This window comes from Arthrobacter sp. 10T425 (genome assembly GCF_056393985.1).
Genome location: NZ_JBFTGZ010000011.1, coordinates 125,639 through 143,644, shown reverse-complemented (window position 1 = coordinate 143,644; position 18,006 = coordinate 125,639). Strand labels below are relative to the sequence as shown.

The window sequence follows — 18,006 nt, the reverse complement described above, 5'->3', positions numbered from 1 at the left end:
ATCAACGTTCCGACGACTCAAAGGGACAAGCAAGGAATACCAATGACTGCGACGATGCAATCGAAAAGCGAAGCAGCTGAAGCACCCCGGCGAGGCAAGCGGACGCCGGGGACGGGTGAGAACACCCGTCCCCGGCGGGGGCCCATGGAGTTCGGACACTGGTGGTGGGCGCTGCCCGGGATCGCCCTGGTGTTTGCCATTCACTACGTGGCAACCGGAATCGGCGGATTCTTCGCCTTTACCAACTGGACGGGCATCGGCTCGTTCAAAATCACGGGCTGGACAAACTTTGAGGCCATCTTCAAGGACCCCACGAAACTCGGAGCCCTCTCCAACACCCTCTTTCTGGCCTTTGGCTCGGTTCTCCTGGGCAACATCGCCGGGTTGGTCATTGCGCTGGGCCTGAACCGCGTCGTCAAGACGCGCTACATCCTCCGGACCCTCTTCTTCATGCCGGTGGTGCTCAGCCCGCTAGCCACGGCCTACATCTGGAAATACATCTTCGACTTCGACGGTCCGCTCAATGCCTTCCTTACGGCAATAGGCGCCGGCGACCAGGCCAAGCCGTGGCTGGCCGATCCGCAGTGGGCCATCTGGACGGTCCTGGTGGTGCTGGTCTGGTCTTCCACCGGCTTTGCCATGGTGATTTTTATGGCCGGCCTGGCCGGTGTCCCCGTGGAAGTGGAGGAGGCGGCGGCCATTGACGGCGCCAATCTGTGGCAGCGGTTCCGCAACGTTACCCTGCCCGCCATCCGCCCCGCCGTCGCCATCGCCACCACGCTGGGAATCGTCCAGGGGCTGCGCGTCTTCGATCCCATCATGGCGCTCACCGGCGGCGGACCGGCCGGAGCGACGGAAACGCTGGCCACGCTGGTTTACAAGCAGGCCTTTGCGCTCGGGAACTTCGGCGGCGGTGCCGCCCTGGCCCTGGTGCTCGCCGCCATCATCCTGATCTTCGCCGTTCTCCAGCAGCGGCTGACGCGTTCGAACCCTGAGGACTAAGCCATGTTCCGCTACACCAAACTCACCCTGCTTCGCGAAGTCGGCCTATGGGCGCTCGCCCTGGTGTTCCTCGCACCGTTCTACTTCCTGGTGACAACTGCCCTGAAGCCGGACAACGAGTTGTTCACCACCTCGGCCCTGGCTCCGCCAACAAGCCCCGACTTCAGCAACTTTATCGACGTCCTCACCGCCACCGGCAACTCCAACGTGGTGATGGGCCTGGTCAACAGCGCCATCATCACCGCAGGCAGCATCGTGGGGCTGATCGCACTCGGTTCCATCACCGGATATGTCATCTCCCGCAGCACCCGACGCTGGAGCAAGGGCGCGTATTACCTCTTCCTGATCGCCATCATCCTCCCCGGCCAGCTCGGCGCCGTCCCGCTCTACATGGGTGCACGGGCCCTTGGGCTCACCGGATCCGCTTGGGGCCTGATCATCCTCTACACGGGCATGCTCCTGCCGTTGTCGATCTTCCTCTACGCAAACTTCTTCCGCGGCCTCGGCACGGACTACGAAGAAGCGGCCACCATCGACGGCGCCAGCAAATCCCAGATTTTCTCCAAGGTGGTGTTCCCCATGATGGCCCCGGCCACGGGAACGGTCACCATCTTCGCCGGGCTCATCGTGTGGAACGACTTCTTCACGTCGCTGATCTTCCTGGGCGGCTCCGCCAACCAGACGCTGCCGGTGGCCATGTACTACTACATCGGCTCCCTGGTCTCCCAGTGGAACTCGATCTTCGCGATAGTGATCGTCTCCATGATTCCCATCCTGGCGCTGTTCCTGTTCGCGCAGAAACGGTTCATCCAGGGCTTCTCCGGCGGCCTGAAGGGCTGACCCGCGATGGTAGACAACCGCGCAGCGTTCGAGCGCTTCGTGGAGATCTTCTACACCCAAAAAAGGGTGCGTGAAGCCTTCGACTTCCTTGTGGCCGACGACTACCGGCAGCACAACCCGACCATTCCTGACGGGCCCGAGGCGGCAGTAAGAATGCTGACGCCGAAGTTCGACGGATCGCCAGACTCCCGGTTCGAGGTTCAGCGCATCCTGGTGGACGGTGACCTGGCGTTGGTGCATCTACGCGCTTCAGGTCCCGGGCGTCCCGACGCCGCCGTCGCAGACATTTACCGCTTCGAAAACGGGCGGATTGTTGAGCACTGGGACGTGCTTCAGCCGGTTCCCGAGCACCCGGTCCACGACCACCCCATGTTTTAGACCACCATCTCTATATCTCTAGGAGACATCCATGTTTCAACTTTCGCCCAATATCGACCTTTTGTTCGCCGAAGCAGGCGAAAGTGCTGCCGATCGGGTTCGCGCGGCGGCAGCAGCCGGCTTCGACGCCGTCGAAATGTGGGGCCCAACGGGCAAAGACATTCCGGCCCTGAAGCACGCGCTCGAGGAAACCGGAGTCCAGCTCACCTCCCAACTGGCGGAACCGCGTATGCAGTTCATGATCCCGCCCCGCAACCACGATGCTTTCTACACCGGGCTGGACGCCGGCGTCGAAGTGGCACAGCAGCTCGGCTGCCCCCGGATGGTAGTGGGCAGCGGTACCGGATTCGGCGGGCGCAAGCGGCAGGACCAGCTGGACGAACTGATCGAGATCTTCACCCGAGGCGTCGCGCACATCGAGGGTTCCGGCATCACCCTGGTCCTCGAACCGGTGAACGTCAGGGTTGACCACCCGGGAGCCCTCCTGGACCGGACCTCGGAAGCCGTCTATGTCGCCAAGGGCGTCAACTCGCCCAACTTCGGCGTTCTCTACGACCTCTACCACTCCACGGTCGAGGGCGAGGACGTGGCCGCCGAGCTCGCCAACGCCGGCGACCTCATCAAGTATGTTCAGATCGCCGATGCGCCGGGGCGCGGCGAACCCGGCTCGGGATCCATCGACTGGCACGCCCGGCTCACGGACCTTCGGAACAGCGGGTATGCCGGCCCCATCGGGCTCGAGTACTACCCGACGATCGACTCGGCGAAGTCCGTCCGGCGCATCCAGGAACTGGTGGCGGGATGGTGAGCGGTAACCGGTATCCCGCTGCGGTCGACGTCGCCATCGTCGGCAGTGGCCCCACGGCATCGGCATACGCGCGGATCCTCAGCGAGGAAGCCCCTGGTGCCACCATCGCCATGTTCGAGGTGGGCCCCACGGTCAGCAATCCACCCGGGGCGCACGTCAAGAACATTGAGGATCCTGAACGCCGCAGCCTCGCGCAGCGGGCATCGGAAGGTCCCGGTGCAGGTGCCGAAACCGTGAACTCACCCGGCGCGGTCAAAAGCGGGGAGCGCAGGGCCAGGCCCGGAACCTACCTGCTGCAGGACGGCTACGTCTTCCCCGGCGAGGACGGGATGCCCGTCGCCGCCATGTCCAGCAACGTGGGCGGCATGGCCGCTCACTGGACCGCTGCCTGCCCCCGCCCGGGCGGCAAAGAGCGCATTCCGTTCCTGCCGGACCTTGAAGAGCTTCTTGAGGACGCCGACCGGCTGCTGGGGGTGACCACCCGCGCCTTTGACGGGGCTCCGTTCTCTGACCTCGTCCGGGAACGACTCGCCGCCGCCGTGGACGCGGGCCGTGGCATCGCCTACCGCGTCCAGCCCATGCCTCTTGCTGTACACCGGCGGGAGGACGGCGGCCTGGTCTGGTCAGGTTCCGACGTCGTGATGGGGGATGTGACCCGCGAAAATCCGCAGTTTGAACTCTTTGATGAGTCGCTGGTAACGCGTGTGCTCCTGGAGGATGGCGCTGCTGCCGGCATCGAAGTCCAGGACCGCCGCAGCGGCGAAACCCATCAGGTGACCGCCCGCTACGTTGTGGTGGGTGCGGATGCCCTGCGCACGCCGCAGCTGCTGTGGGCTTCCGGGATCCGGCCCGACGCCCTGGGCCGCTACCTCAACGACCAGGCGCAGGTGGTGTTCGCGAGCCGGCTGCGCGATGTCACGGCTCCGCAGGGCCGGGCAGCCGCCAACGGCGCGCTCAGCGAGCAGAGCGGAGTTGCCTGGGTTCCCTACATGGACGGGGCGCCCTTCCACGGCCAGATCATGCAACTGGATGCGTCACCGGTTCCCTTGGCCGACGATGACCCCGTTGTCCCGGGCTCTATCGTGGGGCTTGGCCTGTTCTGCGCCAAGGATCTGCAGCGCGAGGACCGGGTGGCATTCGACGACGGTGTCCGCGACTCGTACGGAATGCCCGCCATGCGCATCCACTACCGCCTCACAGAGCGGGATCACGAGGTACTGGACCGCGCCAAGCAGGAAATTGTCCGCCTGGGCAAGGCGGTGGGTGAACCGCTCGACGAGCGTCCGTTCGTCATGCCGCCCGGCGCTTCGCTTCACTATCAGGGCACAACCAGGATGGGTGCAACGGACGACGGCGAGAGCGTGTGTTCGCCCGACAGCCAGGTGTGGCAGGTCCCCGGCCTCTTCGTGGCCGGCAACGGCGTCATTCCCACCGCCACGGCCTGCAATCCCACGCTGACCGCTGTGGCGCTCGCAGTGCGCGGGGCCCGGAAACTCACAGAAGAACTCAACAGCTCTTTACTTATGTCTGAATTAGACAATAGACTGACTAAATAATGAATAAGTGGTGCGATGCCGCTGCTATTTCGTTCAATCACAGGCAAGGCATGCCGCAGACAAGGAGGTCTCGATGATCGCCGACCGCATAATCGAGCAGGGAACACTGATCACCCAGGATGGCCGTACCGCCGTCGAAGTCCGCATCCCCTGGTACCGGGCCCTGCCGGGTTCCTGCATCGCTGGAGCTGCATTGACAGTGGACGGCGTCGCCGCCCCCGAGGGCTCACTGCGCTGGACCATGAACAACCGCACTTTCAGCTTCGAGGAACTCGTGGACGAGACCGGCGAATGGTGGTTCCCGCTGGACTCGGCAGTCCTTTCGGGTGACCTTCCCGTCCCGGACAGCCGGACCGAGCACGAGGTCAGGGTGGACCTGAAGCTCTACATCCCCTACATCATCACCGACCACGGCGTGCTGCACATCGAAGAGCACGACACCAAGACCATGAAGGTGGAACAGCGATGACCAGCCTCGGCACGCCGATCCAGGGCGTCACCCTTTACAGCTTCACCCGGGCCTTCCACGCCCGGCAGTACGACCTCGATGGCCTGATCCGCAAAGTGGCGGCCGAAGGCTTCGGCCCAGGGCTCGAAGTCATCGGATTCTCCAGCCTGCGCGGCTTCCCGGACCGGATCGATGACAACTTCGTGGGCCAGTTCCGTGATCTTGTGGCCGAGGTTGACCTGGTCCCCACCTCCCTCGCAGTCAACGTTGACACCGGAATCCGCCGCGACCGGCTGATGAACCATGACGAGCTTGTCGAATACATGCGCAAGCAGATCGAAGTAGCCGCCAGGCTCGGCTTCCCGATCGCCCGGGTGCAGATCTCACTGACTCCGGACGCCATGGAGAGCCTGCTGCCCGTGGCCGAGAAGTACGGCGTCACCCTGGCCCTCGAAGTCCACGCGGACCAGCACGGCGCCCACGAGCGTGTCCTGGCCCTTCGCGACCGCTACGAGAAACTCAATTCCCCCTTGCTCGGCTTCACCGCCGACTGGGGTGCCACCGTTACCGGCTTTGCGCCCTCCCTGCTGGAGGCCTACCGCCGCCGTGGTGCTTCGGAGGAACTTCTCGGACAGGTGGTTGACCTGTGGAATGGTTTCTACGTCGACGGACCGCCAAACACGCAAAAGGTTCACGGTGAACGCTTCGGTGCCTTCATCGGCCTGGCCGCCCGGAACGGCCGGCCTGACCTTGGCATTGACTTCGCCATCAACGGAACAGGGCTTTTCGGTCCTGCCCCGCTGGACACCTGGCTGGAGATCATGCCTTGGGTCCGCCACGTGCACGGCAAGTTCTTCGGCATCGACGAGACCGGCGAAGAGCCCTCGGTGCCGGTCCGGAGCCTTGTCCGGCAACTGGTTGAGAACGGCTACTCCGGCGCAATCTCCAGCGAATACGAAGGCTGGCACTGGAACAACTGGCAGGACCCGTTCGACATCATCCGCGGCGAGCAGGCCGTCCAGCGCTCAGCGGCCGCCAACGCCGGTTCGGCCATGATCACCGACGCTTCAGAAGCCCGCCGCATCCTCAACAGCCATCTCGCCCAGCCCGTCCGCGGCTGACAACGAAGGAACCAGAAATCATGTCAGAAGGCATCGCAGGCTCGGGCATCGAGCTTGGCATTACCCTCTATTCGCTCACCTCCGAGTTCGCCGCCGGGCTCTACACCCCTGAGACGCTGATCAAAGCTGTTGCAGATGAAGGCCTCGGCCCGGGGGTTGAGTTCAACATCGCCCAGATGCTGCGCACCTACCCGGACGTCGACGACGACTTCGTCCGCCTGTGGCGCGACAGCATGGACCGCTACGGCCTGACCCCCAGCGCAGTAGGCACCAACCTGGACATGGGCCGCCGCAAGGACCGGGACATGACACCCGACGAGGAGTACGACTTCTTCGCCGCGCAGCTGCACACGGCCAACAAGCTTGGTTTCCACCGCGTGGTGATCCGCTCCGCGGGCAAGGAATTGCTCCGCCGGCTGCTTCCCCTGGCCGAGAAATACGACCAGAAGCTCGGCTACGAAATTCACGCGCCGCAGGGCCCGAACGATCCCAAGATCCTGCAGATCCGCGAGATGTACGAGGAACTGGGAAGCGACCGGCTCGGTTTCACCGCAGACTTCAGCTCGACGATGCACAGCCTTTCCCCGACCCTCTTCCGCACGTTGACGCAAATGGGGCTGCCCGAGGAGCACTTTGCCGTCATGCAGGACATCTGGCGCAAGCCGTTGCCGATGCAGGAACGCAACCAGGAGTTCGAGGACTACCTGAACGCCAACAACTTCGACCCCGCGCGCCTTGGTCCCTTCACCCGGCTGGCGTTCAACATGCACGGACTGGTTCCGCCGGAGGAATGGCTGGATATCATGCCGCAGATCTTCCATGTCCACGCGAAGTTCTACGACATCGACGAACACGGCAATGAACCCGCGATGGACATTCCCCGCATTGTGCGCCAGTTCGTCAAGGGCGGCTACCAGGGCTACCTGTCCAGCGAGTGGGAGGGCCACGCGTTCGCCGACCTGGGCGAATCCGATCCGATCGACCTCGTCAAGAAGCAGCACACGCTGATGCGGCATGCCATCGAAGAAGCCGTTGATCCAAATGCATCCGACTCCCACGCGACCCTGGTCGAGACTGTTAAGTAAGGAAAGCCATGGCAACTCACAATTCCCTGTTCCAGGACACCGACGTCCGCAGGCACCCCGAGGGGATTGCCGTATCGGTGCAGCTGCCCTGGTACCGCAGCCTCTGGTTGTCCGCCGTTGACGACGTCGTTGCAACGGTCAATGGCGTGGAGATTCCCAAGGAGTCCCTCCGCTTCGAATTGCAGGACAAGTCCTACTCCATAGCTGAACTCCCGGAGCAATGGGAAACCCTGTGGTTCGTCGCAGACAAGCCCGACGTGATCATCCCGCTGGACCGCGTCCCCGACGCCGGCGAGGAGATCGACGTCGAGGTCATCCTCACCCTGCGCCTGCTGTATATGCAGATCGCGCCGATGCGCTACGTGGGCAACCGCGTCGCGGTTGAACGGACAGTGGTGCTCGCATGAAAACCCTGCGCGTGGCCATGATCGGTTATGGCTTCATGGGTGCTGCCCACTCCCAAGGCTGGCGGACGGCGCCGCGGGTATTCGGCCTGCCTGCCGAACCGGAAATGGCGGTTATCGTCGGCCGTAACGCTGAAGCGGTCGCCGCCGCTGCCAGCAAGTGGGGCTGGGCCGAGTCAGCAACAGACTGGCGGGACGTGATCGCCCGTGACGATATCGACGTCGTCGATATCGTCACCCCCGGCGACTCCCACGCCGAAATCGCGATCGCCGCGCTGGAGGCCGGTAAGCACGTTTTGTGCGAAAAACCACTCGCCAACTCGGTGGCGGAAGCCGAAGCGATGGCCGAAGCTGCCGAACGGGCGGCTGCCCGGGGCATCCAGGCAATGGTCGGTTTCACCTACCGCCGCGTTCCGGCCGTCACCTTCCTCCGCAACCTCATCGCCGAAGGCGCCGTCGGCACGATCAACCAGGTGCGTGCCTCCTACCGGCAGGACTGGCTGGTGGACCCGGAGATGCCGCTGGCGTGGCGTCTGCAGAAGGAACACGCCGGCTCGGGGGCCCTGGGGGACATCGGTGCCCACGCCATCGACCTGGCCCAGTTCGTCACCGGCCTGAACCTGGAGAAGGTGTCCGGCGTTATCGACACCATCGTGAAGGAGCGGCCTCTTTTGAAGGGCTCCACTTCAGGCTCCGGACCTTCCGATACCGGGCTTTCCGGCGCTGCCGGCGTCGGCTCCGGCCAGGTGACGGTGGACGATATCGCCATCTTCACGGGCCGCTTCGAATCCGGCGCGCTGGCGTCGTTCGAGGCCACCCGGTTTGCCACCGGCCGGAAGAACGCGCTGCAGATTGAGGTTTCCGGGGACAAGGGCGCCCTGGCCTTCGACCTGGAGGACCTCAACAGCGTCCAGTTCTACGACCGCACGGCCCCTGCGGACCGCCAGGGCTTCCGGAAGATCCTGGTCACGGAAGCGGTGCATCCCTACGTTTCGGCGTGGTGGCCGGCAGGCCACATGCTCGGTTACGAGCACGGGTTCTCCCACCAGGTCAAGGACCTCGTGGAGGGCATCGTGGGCGGCTCCGCCCCGCATTCGTCGTTCGCCGACGGGCTGAGGGTGCAGCGGGTGCTCGACGCTGTCGAGCGCAGTTCCGAAAATGATTCCGCCTGGACACGGGTCGCTGCCGGCGTTCCCGTGCCGGCCAGTTGAGGAGGGGAAGTACGTGGCACGACCAATTACCTTGTTCACCGGCCAGTGGGCCGACCTGCCGTTCGAGGAGGTGGCCCGGCTCGCCGGCGAGTGGGGCTACGACGGGCTGGAGATCGCCTGCTGGGGTGACCACCTGGATCCCTGGCGCTGGGACGACGACGCCTATGTGCAGGGCAAGCTGGACATTCTTGAACGCCACGGCCTCAAAGTGTGGACCATCTCCAACCACCTCAAGGGCCAGGCCGTCTGCGACGACCCGATCGACGAACGGCACCGCGGCATCCTGCCGGACGTCGTATGGGGCGACGGCGATCCTGAAGGGGTCCGCCGTCGTGCCGCCGAGGAACTGAAGAACACTGCACGGCTCGCCGCAAAGCTGGGCGTGAAAACGGTGACCGGCTTTACGGGATCGTCCATCTGGAAGTACGTGGCGATGTTCCCGCCCGCCTCCGAAAAGATGGTCGACGCCGGCTACCAGGATTTTGCCGACCGGTGGAACCCCATCCTCGATGTCTTTGACGAGGTGGGCGTCCGGTTCGCCCATGAGGTGCACCCGTCAGAGATCGCCTACGACTACTGGACAACGCAGCGCGCCCTCGAGGCGATCGGGCACCGCGAGGCCTTTGGCCTGAACTGGGACCCGAGCCACATGGTGTGGCAGGACATCGACCCTGTGGGGTTCCTGTGGGACTTCAAGGACCGGATCTACCATGTGCACTGCAAGGACACGAAGAAGCGCCTGTCCAACGGGCGCAACGGCCGGCTGTCCTCCCATTTGCCCTGGGCTGATCCGCGCCGCGGCTGGGACTTCATCTCCACCGGCCACGGCGACGTGCCTTGGGAGGATGCGTTCCGGATGCTGAACGCCATCGACTACCGCGGGCCGCTGTCCGTGGAGTGGGAGGACGCCGGAATGGACCGGCTGGATGGCGCCCCCGAGGCGCTGGCTTTCGTGCGCCGGCTCTCCGGCTATGAACCCTCCGCCGCAGCTTTCGACGCCGCATTCAGCACGAAATAATTCGCAGACAAGTGAGGCCGGCCCCGCGGGGCCGGCCTCACTTGTATGCCATGAGCTTCTTGTATCCGGTCAGCTTTTTATATCGGTCAGAGGGCAGCCCGGGCCGCTGGTGCCGGCTCCACCGCTGCTGGCTCCGCGAGGGCTGCCCCCGCCAGGGCCAGGTGACTCCGCGTCATCTCCGTTGGGTCGTCCTGCAGCCACTCGTGGCCGCCCCATTCGCTGGTCAGCGTGCCCGTGAAGCCGGTCCCGCGCAGCAGGCTGCCGAGGTCATGCAGCGGCCGGGAAACGCGACCGCAGTCGTCGTCCAGATCCCAGAACTTCAGATGGAAGGCGCCCACCAGGGGGAGGATGCCCTGCAGGTCTGCGGCGTCACTGCGGCCGAAGCGGATGAGCAGGTTCATGAAGAGCGTGTGGATGCGCGGCGGAACCTTCCCTGCGCGGAGCAGGGCGGTAACGGCACCGTGGGTGGCGGGATCGCGCCAGTCATTCTCCAGGCGCGCCAGAAGATCGGAAGGAACGCCGCCCCGCCGCAACTCATGAAGGTACGTGACGGGAAGGGCCGGCATGAGCATGCTGATGTCAACGAGTACCCGAACGCGCTCATCTGCCAGCCCGGCTATCGCATCCAGGGCTGGTGCCACCGAAGGGTTGTTTGGAGTCTGCTGCCCTTGGATTTCTTCGTACAGCACCAGATCGAGTTCATGCAGCAGCGGCTGCAGCATCGTGAGCAGTTCCGTGCCCGCCTGTCCGATCGGCAACCGGATCCCGCGGGCACCCACTCGGCTGGCGGCGCTGAGCTGGGGGACCAGGAAGTCCAAGCGCTCCTGCAACGAGCGGCGGTCGGTTGCGGACGTGAAGTCGTCGAGGCTGGCGCCAACGATGCTGACGCGTCCCCCTCTTGCCGCCAGCGAATCCCGCAGTTCGTCCACCTCGGCGTCCTGCGGAGCGGGGAAGGACCGCCACAGCAGCCCAGGTTCGAGCTCTATTGTCTTCGTCACGGAATCCGCGATGCCAATCACAACGTCCGAGGCTGTCCGGCGGGCTGCCGTGATCTCCGGAGTCCAGTTGAACGAGCTGGCGCAGAGGGTCCAGTTCTCAGGAAGTGCGGGGGCCATGTGATGCCTTCCCATTTATGCTTGTTAATGACAAACTTATGTCACTTTTAGGATAAAGGACGGAAGCCATGTTGCAAACCGCTTTGCGCGAAGATGCGCTGACGGCCACGCCGGAAGGCTTTGAACTCCGGCTCGGCCTGTCGTGGATCCGCTCAATGCCCCTTTCCAGCGTGGCTGAGCTCGCAGTTGAGCTCGACGGCATCCCGGTGGCACCAGGGGAGTTGGCGGTGGTGCTGGGGGCCCGGCGCGTGCGTGCGGACGCATTGCAGGCGGAGTCCGGGTGGTGGTTCGTGCAGGACAGGCTGGTCCTGGCCGGCAGGCGCGAGCTTTCCCGCGGGGTGCACGCCATCGCCGTCGACTTCCAGCTGCTGGTGCCCTACCTTCAGGCGCGTCCCGGTTCGCCGCTGGTCCTGCCGTTCCATCTGGAGGCCCAGCTGGAGCTTGACCGGGCGCCGGTACCCAGCGTTTCCCGCGACGTGGCCTGAGCGGCTATGCCCAGGCCACGCAGTGGACCCTATGCGGGAACGGCGTGCCGTTCCGGTGAGGGCCTGCCGTCAGCAAACCAGCGCGGGAAGGTGACATCGAACAGCTGCTCGCGCGCCAGCTCGGCTCCTCCGCGCAGGGGTTCGCGCTCATCGTTGACGGACAAGGTGATGGTGAGGTCGCGGGTGGCGAGCGGCAGGGACAGTTCGTAGACCCGCTGGCGCACTTCGGCCAGGAATACTTCGCCGGCCGATCCCATGGCCCCGCCGATGACGATGATTCCGGGGTTGAACATGTTCACCAGGGCTGCAATGGTCTCACCCGCTACCCGGGCCGACTTTTGAATCAGTGTGATGGCCAGCGGGTCCCCGGCCTGGGCCGCGAGGGTGATCTCCTCGAGGGTCAGTGTCCCCTTTTTTGCCAGCGGAGCCAGGGAGCTGTGGGTGCCTTCCCTGACAGCCTCTTCCGCGTCCCTGACCAGGGCCCAGCCGCTGGCCACCGCTTCGAGACAGCCGATCTTGCCGCAGCGGCATTGGGCATGGGAGTCGGAAACCCGGACATGGCCGATGTCGCCGGCCGCGCCGTTGGCGCCGCGGTGGATTCTGCCCTGGGACAGCAGGCCGGCACCGATGCCGGAACCGATCTTGCAATAGATGAGGTTCGCGAGGGATTCGCGACGCCGGGCGCGCTCACCAAGGGCAAGCAGGTTGACGTCGTTATCCACCCACACCGGTGCGTTAAAGCGGTCCTCGAAGGGTGTGCGGACATCGAATCCATTCCACCCGGGCATGATCGGAGGTGCCACCGGTTGTCCCGTGGCGAAGTCAACCGGGCCGGGGAGGCCCACCACCACACCCCAGACGGGCACTTGGTGATCCTTTTTCAGCACGTCGTCAACGAGCGCCATCACGGCGTCAATGGTCTTCTCGGGGCCCTGGGCGATGTCCCAGGTGCGGTGCGTGTGTGCCAGGATGTCGCCGTCCAGGGCAGTGACGCCAACCCTTATATGAGCGGCTCCGAGGGCGCATATGACGATCCGGCCCTGCTCCGCGCGGAAGCGAAGGGTCCGGGGTGCGCGGCCACCGGAGGAGGCGCCGAATTCTCCATCCCCGAGAAAGCCGATCTCAATGGCCTGGTCCACACGCTGGCTGACAACGCCCCTGCCCAGCCCGGTGACCTTGCCGATTTCAGGGCGCGTTGTCGCCTCGCCCGTTCGCACCAGGTTGACGATCCTCAGCAGGCTCGTCACTTCATCCGTTTGTGCTCCAAAGCGGAGTGTGGACTCTGTCGTCATGATCACAATTCTCACACATAAGGGGGGACTAAGGTGGGGTTGAACGCGACTATAGCCGGATATTTCCGTACTTATGAATAATAAGGACAAAAGAGGGGGGCGACGATGCCTTGGAATATAGGAGTTCTTGGGGCCGGGCCGGGCGTCGCGGCCCTGCATCTGCCGGTGCTGGGGCGCCTGGCGGAGCTGTTCAAGGTGGTGCACATTGCCGATGCGGGAAGTGGGCGCGCCCAGGGCCTGGCCGAAAGGCTTGGTGCCCGGTGGTCAGTGGGGGAGGCGGACCTGCTTGCGGACCCGGCAGTCCACCTGGTGGCCATCTGCAGCCCGCCCGCTGAACATGCCCGCCAAATCCTGGCGGCTGTAGCCGCGGGGAAGCCTGCCATCTTTTGCGAGAAGCCGTTGGCCACCAGCAGGGAAGAAGCCGACGAAGTCATCTCTGCCTGCCGGCTCGCGGGAACGGTCCTTCTGGTGGGGACGAACCACCTGTTTGACGCCGCATGGGGGCGGGCCAGGCATCATCTTATGGCCCTCGCGGGCCGGGTGCAGGCGATCTCCGTGACGCTGGCGCTCCCGCCGAATGACAGGTACCACCGGCTGGTCGCCGAGGGCGGCCCTTTCCAGGCCGCCCGGCGGGGACGCCTGGACGTCGACAGTCCTGCGGTTGCGGCCGGCGTCCTGCGGCAGCTGCTGACCGGTCTTGCGATCCATGATCTCCCGGCCGTGAGGGACATCGCGCCAGGCATCGACGAGGTTGTCTACGCCAGGGTCGCTCCGCCAGTCGGCTACCTTGTGGGGTATCGGGCCGGCGGAATCCTGGTCCAGTTGGCGCTTACCATGCTTCCGGAAGGACCGGATGCCCTCTGGAGGATGAATATCGCCACCTCCCACGACCGCATCGAGGTGAATTTCCCGCCAGCCTTTGTCCATGCCGGAAGCGCGGCCACCCGGGTGCGAAGCACGGACGGGCAGTGGACGGAGTACAGGCGGGATCCGGAAGACGGCTATATGGCTGAGTGGCGCCTGCTTGCCTCGCTCCTTGAAGGCGGGGTCCCGGTGGAGTACGACGAGCTGCTGGCTGACTCGCACTTTGCAATCGACCTGGCCGATGCTGCCGCAGCCAAGGTTCTGGAAGGGGTGTCGCAATGAGTTCGGCAGATCCAGGGCTCGGCATCTTCACGGTGTTGCCCTCCTATGTCGCGGCTGTCGCCGAGCTTTCCGTCAGTGCTGCACTCACCAGAGACGTCAGTGGGGCGGTGGCTGTGGTGCCTGGATCCGGCGATTGGTGGCAGGGCATGCTGGACGCCCGGGCCAGGGGAGCGGCGGCCGTGGTGGTTGCGGACCCTGCTGCGCTCCCGCAGAAAGGAATCGGAGCCCACCCGTGGCCCGGTGACATCCCGGTCATCGTTGAACGTCCCCGGCTGCGCCCGGATGTGGTTGCCGATGCCCTCCGGGCCAGACGAGGCAGGCCGGCCCGGATCGTCACCGTCGAGTGCGCTGCCCCCGCGGCAGGTCTTGAAGCGGTAATCCGCGACGGCTTGGGCTGGGCCCGGTCACTGGTCCGGGGCCCGTTGACGCTCCAGGTGTGCAGTGCCACGGCGCAAGCCAGGATTGCCCTGCTGGATTCAGGGGGATCCGCGGGCGCGGCAATACCCGTCACCCTGGGGGCGACGGCGGCAGCGGGCCTTCACGCCCACGGCCTGCTCCAGGTGCTGGGCCTCGGCGAGGTGCGAACCGAAGTCACCGTGGACCAGCAGGCCGGGCTGACGCGGCTGGAGACGTCCACCGGGGACGGGGCACTAAGGGCTCCGGAGCGCTATGAATCATCAGCCCGTCTGGCGCTGCGCCGGGCTATCGAGGCGCACTCTTCCGGTCAGCCCGGAACGGACCTGGCTGAGCTGCTCGAGGACATGTCCCTCACGCGCGCCGTGCTTGCTACATAAGGGATGCCCGCCACAGGCGTCTAATTCACGCATTCTTTTGTTGCTTTCAAACTAAAGTGCGGTAGCATGAGTAACGGCGCCGGGGTTCCTTCCGAACCCGTTCTCCGTCGTGATGGTGCGCCGGAGGCACAATACGTCGCGTCGACGGCCCGATCGTTCGGGTAGATCACTATGCCACTTTCACCTTTGAGACTCCGTCTCCTTGTTATCTCCCTGCTCACGGTTTCGTTCCTCGGGGCCTTGGACCACACCGTGGTGTCCACATCCCTGGCTACGGTTGCGGGTGAGCTGGGCGCGCTGAAGCTCATGAGCTGGGTTGTTGTGGGATACACCCTCGCGAGCACAGTGCTGCTGCCGGTGCTCGGCAAACTAGGTGATGTCCTGGGAGCCCGCCGGATCTTCCTCGGTTCGCTGGTGATGTTCCTGGCGGCCTCCCTGGCCTGCGGGTTCTCGCAGGACATGGCCTGGCTTATCGCCGCGCGCGTCCTGCAGGGGATGAGCTCCGCGGGCCTGCAGCTGATGTCGCAGACCATCATCGCCAGGGTCACCTCGCAGCGGGAACGTCCGCGCTACATGGCCATCATTGGCGCAGCTTTCCCCATCGCGGTCCTGGTTGGACCCGTTCTCGGCGGCGCCATCACCGATTACTGGGGATGGCAGTGGGTTTTCTGGATCAACATCCCGGTGGGCGCTGCAGCCCTGGCCCTTGCCCTGGTTGCGGTTCCCCACCTGGAGCCTGGCCCCATGCCCCGCCACTTCGATGTTGCCGGGGCGGCTGTATTTACTGCTGCACTGGTGGCCCTTGTCCTCGCCGCCACCTGGGCCGCAGAACGCAGCGCGGGCCCCGCCACCGCTGCCGCGCTCGCGGTCAGCATGCTGGGCTTTGTTGCCTTCTACTTTGTTGAGCGCCGCGCACCCGAACCCATCGTCCCCCTGCATTTCTTCGCCAACCGGACCATCGCGGCAGGCACCGCACTCTCGGCGATTATCGGCGTCGGCCTCTTCTCCATCACCGCCTATTTGCCCACATACGTCCAAATGGCGTACCAGACCACCGCCACCGTGTCCGGGCTCGTGCCGATCGCAACCGTGTTCGGCATGCTGACCAGCAACCTGCTCACCGGATGGCTGGCCAGCAGGACGGGGCGGTACCGGATCTTCCCCATCCTGGGAACATCGTTGGGGGCCGCCGGACTCTTTGTGATGGCGGTGCTGCCCGCCGGGCTTCCGCTGTGGGTTCCCATGATCGTCATGGCCGTTGTTGGGATGGGCACCGGCGCGTTCATGAGCCTGATCGTCACTGTGGTCCAGGGAGCTGTTCCGGCCAGCCAGACCGGCACCATCACCGCGACCATCAACCTGGTGCGGCAGGTGGGCTCAACAGTGGCGACGGCGATTATCGGCGGGGTGATCGGCTTCGGCGTGGCGGCCCTTTTGCCGGCGGGCCTGGACGCTTCCACCCTGACCCCGCAACTGGTCAAAGGGGCCGCTCCGGCAGTCCAGGCCAGCGTGGCTCAGATCTACGGCTCAGTCTTCACCCCCATCTTTATTGCCTTGGCGGCCACCTACGCCGTGGGAATAGTCGCGGCGGTCCTGCTCCCGCACGGGCGCCTCTCCGACGAACCCGTTCCCGCCCCCCAAACAACTTCCGAATCCCTTTCGGCCTGATTTCAAAGGAGACAACATGTCCAACCCAACCATCGCCATCGTCGGCAGCGGGCCCATCGGCTCCACCTATGCGCGGGTCCTCCTCGAGCAGGTCCCGAACGCGCGGGTGGTGATGTTCGAAGCCGGACCGCAGGTGACGGAGGTTCCCGGCGAAAGCGTCCGCAACATTGCCGACCCTGGCGAAAAGGCTCGTGCGCGCGAAATGTCACAGGGGCCGCAGGCCGGCGCCTACCGGGAGTCGCTCGGCATCCCGGCAGCCACAGTCACCGAGGGCATGTTCACCGCCCGCCAGGGAACCCACCTTCTGGACTTCGGCGGCGCGGGCTCCGCCCACGCCCCGAGTTTTCCCGCGGCGGCTGCGGCCACCAACGTGGGTGGCCAAGGTGCGCACTGGACCTGCGCGACGCCGTCGCCCGCCTTCAGTGAAAAAGTCCCCTTCATAGCTGACGACGAATGGGACGGTCTGATTGAGGACGCGAAGCAGCTGCTGCACGTCCACAGCGCAGCGTTTGCCGACTCCGCCGTTGGTGAGGCCATTCGGACCCTCCTCGATGAAGAGTTCGGCGCGGAGCTGCCGGATGGGTATGGCGTGGGCACCCTTCCGGTTGCCGGGGACCCGCAGCCCGACGGGTCCGTGCGCTGGGCGGGGGCCGACGTCGTCCTCGGCCCGCTGATCGACAAGGACAGCCCGCTCTCGAAGCAGTTCGAACTCCGTGACCTCACCCTGGTCCGCCGCGTGGAACTGGACGGACACCGGGTCACCGGTGTCACCGTCGAGGACCTCCGCACCGGGGAGAAGTCATTCGTGGCAGCAGACATCGTGGTGGTGGCCGCCGATGCCTTCCGCTCCCCGCAGCTCCTCTGGGCATCCGGTGTGCGGCCGCAGGCCCTCGGCCACTACCTGACCGAGCATCCCGTGGTCATCTCCACGGTGGCGCTGGATGCCGAAAGGATGGGGCGGTACGCCACCGAAGAGGACCTTAAGGCCGAGCTGGCCCGGCGCGCACTGAACCCGGCAGACCCCGTCGCGGCGGTCAACCGCATCCCGTTCTCAGAGCCGGAACACCCCTTCTCCGTCCAGGTGATGTACACAGAGACCACGCCGTTCCCAATGGAGCCGGGAACCCCGTACTCCGAGAACCGCTGGGGCTACGTCAACATGGGCTACGGCATGCGCAAGCACCCGCGCTACGAGGATGCCGTCACGTTCGACGACAATGAGCCGGACTACCGGGGATTCCCCAACATGAGAATCGAGTATGCGCTCACAGAACGGGAAAACGCGGAAATCGCCGAGGCAACCGAGCGGCTGCGGCGTGCCGGCAAGGCCCTTGGCGCCTTCGTGGCCGAGCCCAGGCTCATGCCGAACGGCTCGAGCCTGCACTACCAGGGCACCATGCGCATGGGTGAAACCGACGACGGCACCTCGGTGGCGGATCCCTGGTCACGCGTGTGGGGCTACGACAATCTGGTGGTGGGCGGAAATGCGCTCATTCCGACGGCAACGGCCATGAATCCCACGCTGATGAGCGTGGCCATCGCCGTCCGCGGTGCCCGGAAGGTTGCTGAGGAGTTTGGTTCGCAGAGTGCCTAGGTCAGCTGCTCGTTGGGGCTCAGACGCCCGCCAGCTGTGGC

18 protein-coding genes are annotated in these 18,006 nt (G+C 65.1%); 16 read left to right on the top strand and 2 right to left on the bottom strand.

Annotation, left to right across the window (positions count from 1 at the left end; genetic code table 11):
- Positions 1-42 precede the first annotated feature (42 nt).
- The 11 genes from AC1DDH_RS14300 to AC1DDH_RS14250 all read left to right on the top strand — a co-directional run bounded on the left by AC1DDH_RS14300 (position 43) and on the right by AC1DDH_RS14250 (position 9,871).
- A complete protein-coding gene (locus tag AC1DDH_RS14300) occupies positions 43-1,002 on the top strand; it encodes a carbohydrate ABC transporter permease (protein WP_476857624.1) in 960 nt (319 codons plus the stop codon).
- A 3-nt stretch (positions 1,003-1,005) separates the two neighbouring features.
- The gene (locus AC1DDH_RS14295) at positions 1,006-1,842 is read left to right on the top strand and encodes a carbohydrate ABC transporter permease (RefSeq protein WP_223913472.1); all 837 of its coding nucleotides are present in this window, start codon (positions 1,006-1,008) and stop codon (positions 1,840-1,842) included.
- A gap of 6 nt (positions 1,843-1,848) precedes the next feature.
- Positions 1,849-2,220, top strand: a complete 372-nt coding sequence (locus AC1DDH_RS14290) for a nuclear transport factor 2 family protein (protein WP_476955685.1) — start codon at positions 1,849-1,851, stop codon at positions 2,218-2,220.
- A 31-nt stretch (positions 2,221-2,251) separates the two neighbouring features.
- Positions 2,252-3,028, top strand: coding sequence for a TIM barrel protein (locus AC1DDH_RS14285; RefSeq protein WP_476955684.1), 777 nt, complete (start codon positions 2,252-2,254; stop codon positions 3,026-3,028).
- Positions 3,022-4,584: a GMC oxidoreductase gene (locus tag AC1DDH_RS14280; RefSeq protein ID WP_476955683.1), complete on the top strand. Its 1,563-nt coding sequence runs from the start codon at positions 3,022-3,024 to the stop codon at positions 4,582-4,584. The genes AC1DDH_RS14285 and AC1DDH_RS14280 overlap by 7 nt, the downstream gene beginning before the upstream one ends.
- A gap of 73 nt (positions 4,585-4,657) precedes the next feature.
- Positions 4,658-5,053, top strand: a complete 396-nt coding sequence (locus AC1DDH_RS14275; protein ID WP_230009126.1) for a C-glycoside deglycosidase beta subunit domain-containing protein — start codon at positions 4,658-4,660, stop codon at positions 5,051-5,053.
- Positions 5,050-6,153 (top strand): sugar phosphate isomerase/epimerase family protein, encoded by a 1,104-nt coding sequence (locus tag AC1DDH_RS14270; protein WP_476931962.1) that lies wholly within the window; start codon positions 5,050-5,052, stop codon positions 6,151-6,153. Before AC1DDH_RS14275 ends, AC1DDH_RS14270 begins: the two co-directional genes overlap by 4 nt.
- A gap of 20 nt (positions 6,154-6,173) precedes the next feature.
- Positions 6,174-7,238, top strand: coding sequence for a sugar phosphate isomerase/epimerase family protein (locus tag AC1DDH_RS14265; RefSeq protein WP_476955682.1), 1,065 nt, complete (start codon positions 6,174-6,176; stop codon positions 7,236-7,238).
- Between the two features lie 8 nt (positions 7,239-7,246).
- Positions 7,247-7,645, top strand: coding sequence for a C-glycoside deglycosidase beta subunit domain-containing protein (locus tag AC1DDH_RS14260; RefSeq protein ID WP_223913478.1), 399 nt, complete (start codon positions 7,247-7,249; stop codon positions 7,643-7,645).
- Complete coding sequence (locus AC1DDH_RS14255) at positions 7,642-8,853, top strand: Gfo/Idh/MocA family protein (protein ID WP_476955681.1); 1,212 nt, start codon at positions 7,642-7,644, stop codon at positions 8,851-8,853. Before AC1DDH_RS14260 ends, AC1DDH_RS14255 begins: the two co-directional genes overlap by 4 nt.
- Before the next feature lie 13 nt (positions 8,854-8,866).
- Complete coding sequence (locus AC1DDH_RS14250; RefSeq protein ID WP_028275812.1) at positions 8,867-9,871, top strand: sugar phosphate isomerase/epimerase family protein; 1,005 nt, start codon at positions 8,867-8,869, stop codon at positions 9,869-9,871.
- Positions 9,872-9,957: 86 nt separating this feature from the next.
- Here the strand turns inward: AC1DDH_RS14250 and AC1DDH_RS14245 are convergent, their stop codons facing one another.
- A complete protein-coding gene (locus AC1DDH_RS14245; protein WP_476955680.1) occupies positions 9,958-10,986 on the bottom strand; it encodes an apurinic/apyrimidinic endonuclease family protein in 1,029 nt (342 codons plus the stop codon).
- Between the two features lie 68 nt (positions 10,987-11,054).
- Here AC1DDH_RS14245 and AC1DDH_RS14240 point away from each other — a divergent pair, with 68 nt between their 5' ends.
- Positions 11,055-11,471, top strand: coding sequence for a C-glycoside deglycosidase beta subunit domain-containing protein (locus AC1DDH_RS14240; RefSeq protein WP_476931959.1), 417 nt, complete (start codon positions 11,055-11,057; stop codon positions 11,469-11,471).
- A 29-nt stretch (positions 11,472-11,500) separates the two neighbouring features.
- On the opposite strand, the gene AC1DDH_RS14235 is transcribed toward AC1DDH_RS14240, so the two are convergent.
- On the bottom strand, positions 11,501-12,763 hold the full coding sequence (locus tag AC1DDH_RS14235) for an ROK family protein (RefSeq protein ID WP_476849715.1): 1,263 nt from the start codon (positions 12,761-12,763) through the stop codon (positions 11,501-11,503).
- Positions 12,764-12,868: 105 nt separating this feature from the next.
- On the opposite strand from AC1DDH_RS14235, the gene AC1DDH_RS14230 reads away from it, so the two are divergent.
- From AC1DDH_RS14230 to AC1DDH_RS14215, 4 genes are all read left to right on the top strand, one after another.
- A complete protein-coding gene (locus AC1DDH_RS14230; RefSeq protein ID WP_476955679.1) occupies positions 12,869-13,909 on the top strand; it encodes a Gfo/Idh/MocA family protein in 1,041 nt (346 codons plus the stop codon).
- Positions 13,906-14,703: a hypothetical protein gene (locus tag AC1DDH_RS14225; protein WP_476955678.1), complete on the top strand. Its 798-nt coding sequence runs from the start codon at positions 13,906-13,908 to the stop codon at positions 14,701-14,703. The genes AC1DDH_RS14230 and AC1DDH_RS14225 overlap by 4 nt, the downstream gene beginning before the upstream one ends.
- 186 nt (positions 14,704-14,889) lie before the next feature.
- Positions 14,890-16,371 carry an MFS transporter gene (locus AC1DDH_RS14220; protein ID WP_476955677.1) on the top strand — a complete coding sequence of 494 codons (1,482 nt, stop codon included), beginning with the start codon at positions 14,890-14,892 and terminating at the stop codon, positions 16,369-16,371.
- Between the two features lie 16 nt (positions 16,372-16,387).
- The gene (locus tag AC1DDH_RS14215; RefSeq protein ID WP_476955676.1) at positions 16,388-17,965 is read left to right on the top strand and encodes a GMC oxidoreductase; all 1,578 of its coding nucleotides are present in this window, start codon (positions 16,388-16,390) and stop codon (positions 17,963-17,965) included.
- Positions 17,966-18,006 lie beyond the last annotated feature (41 nt).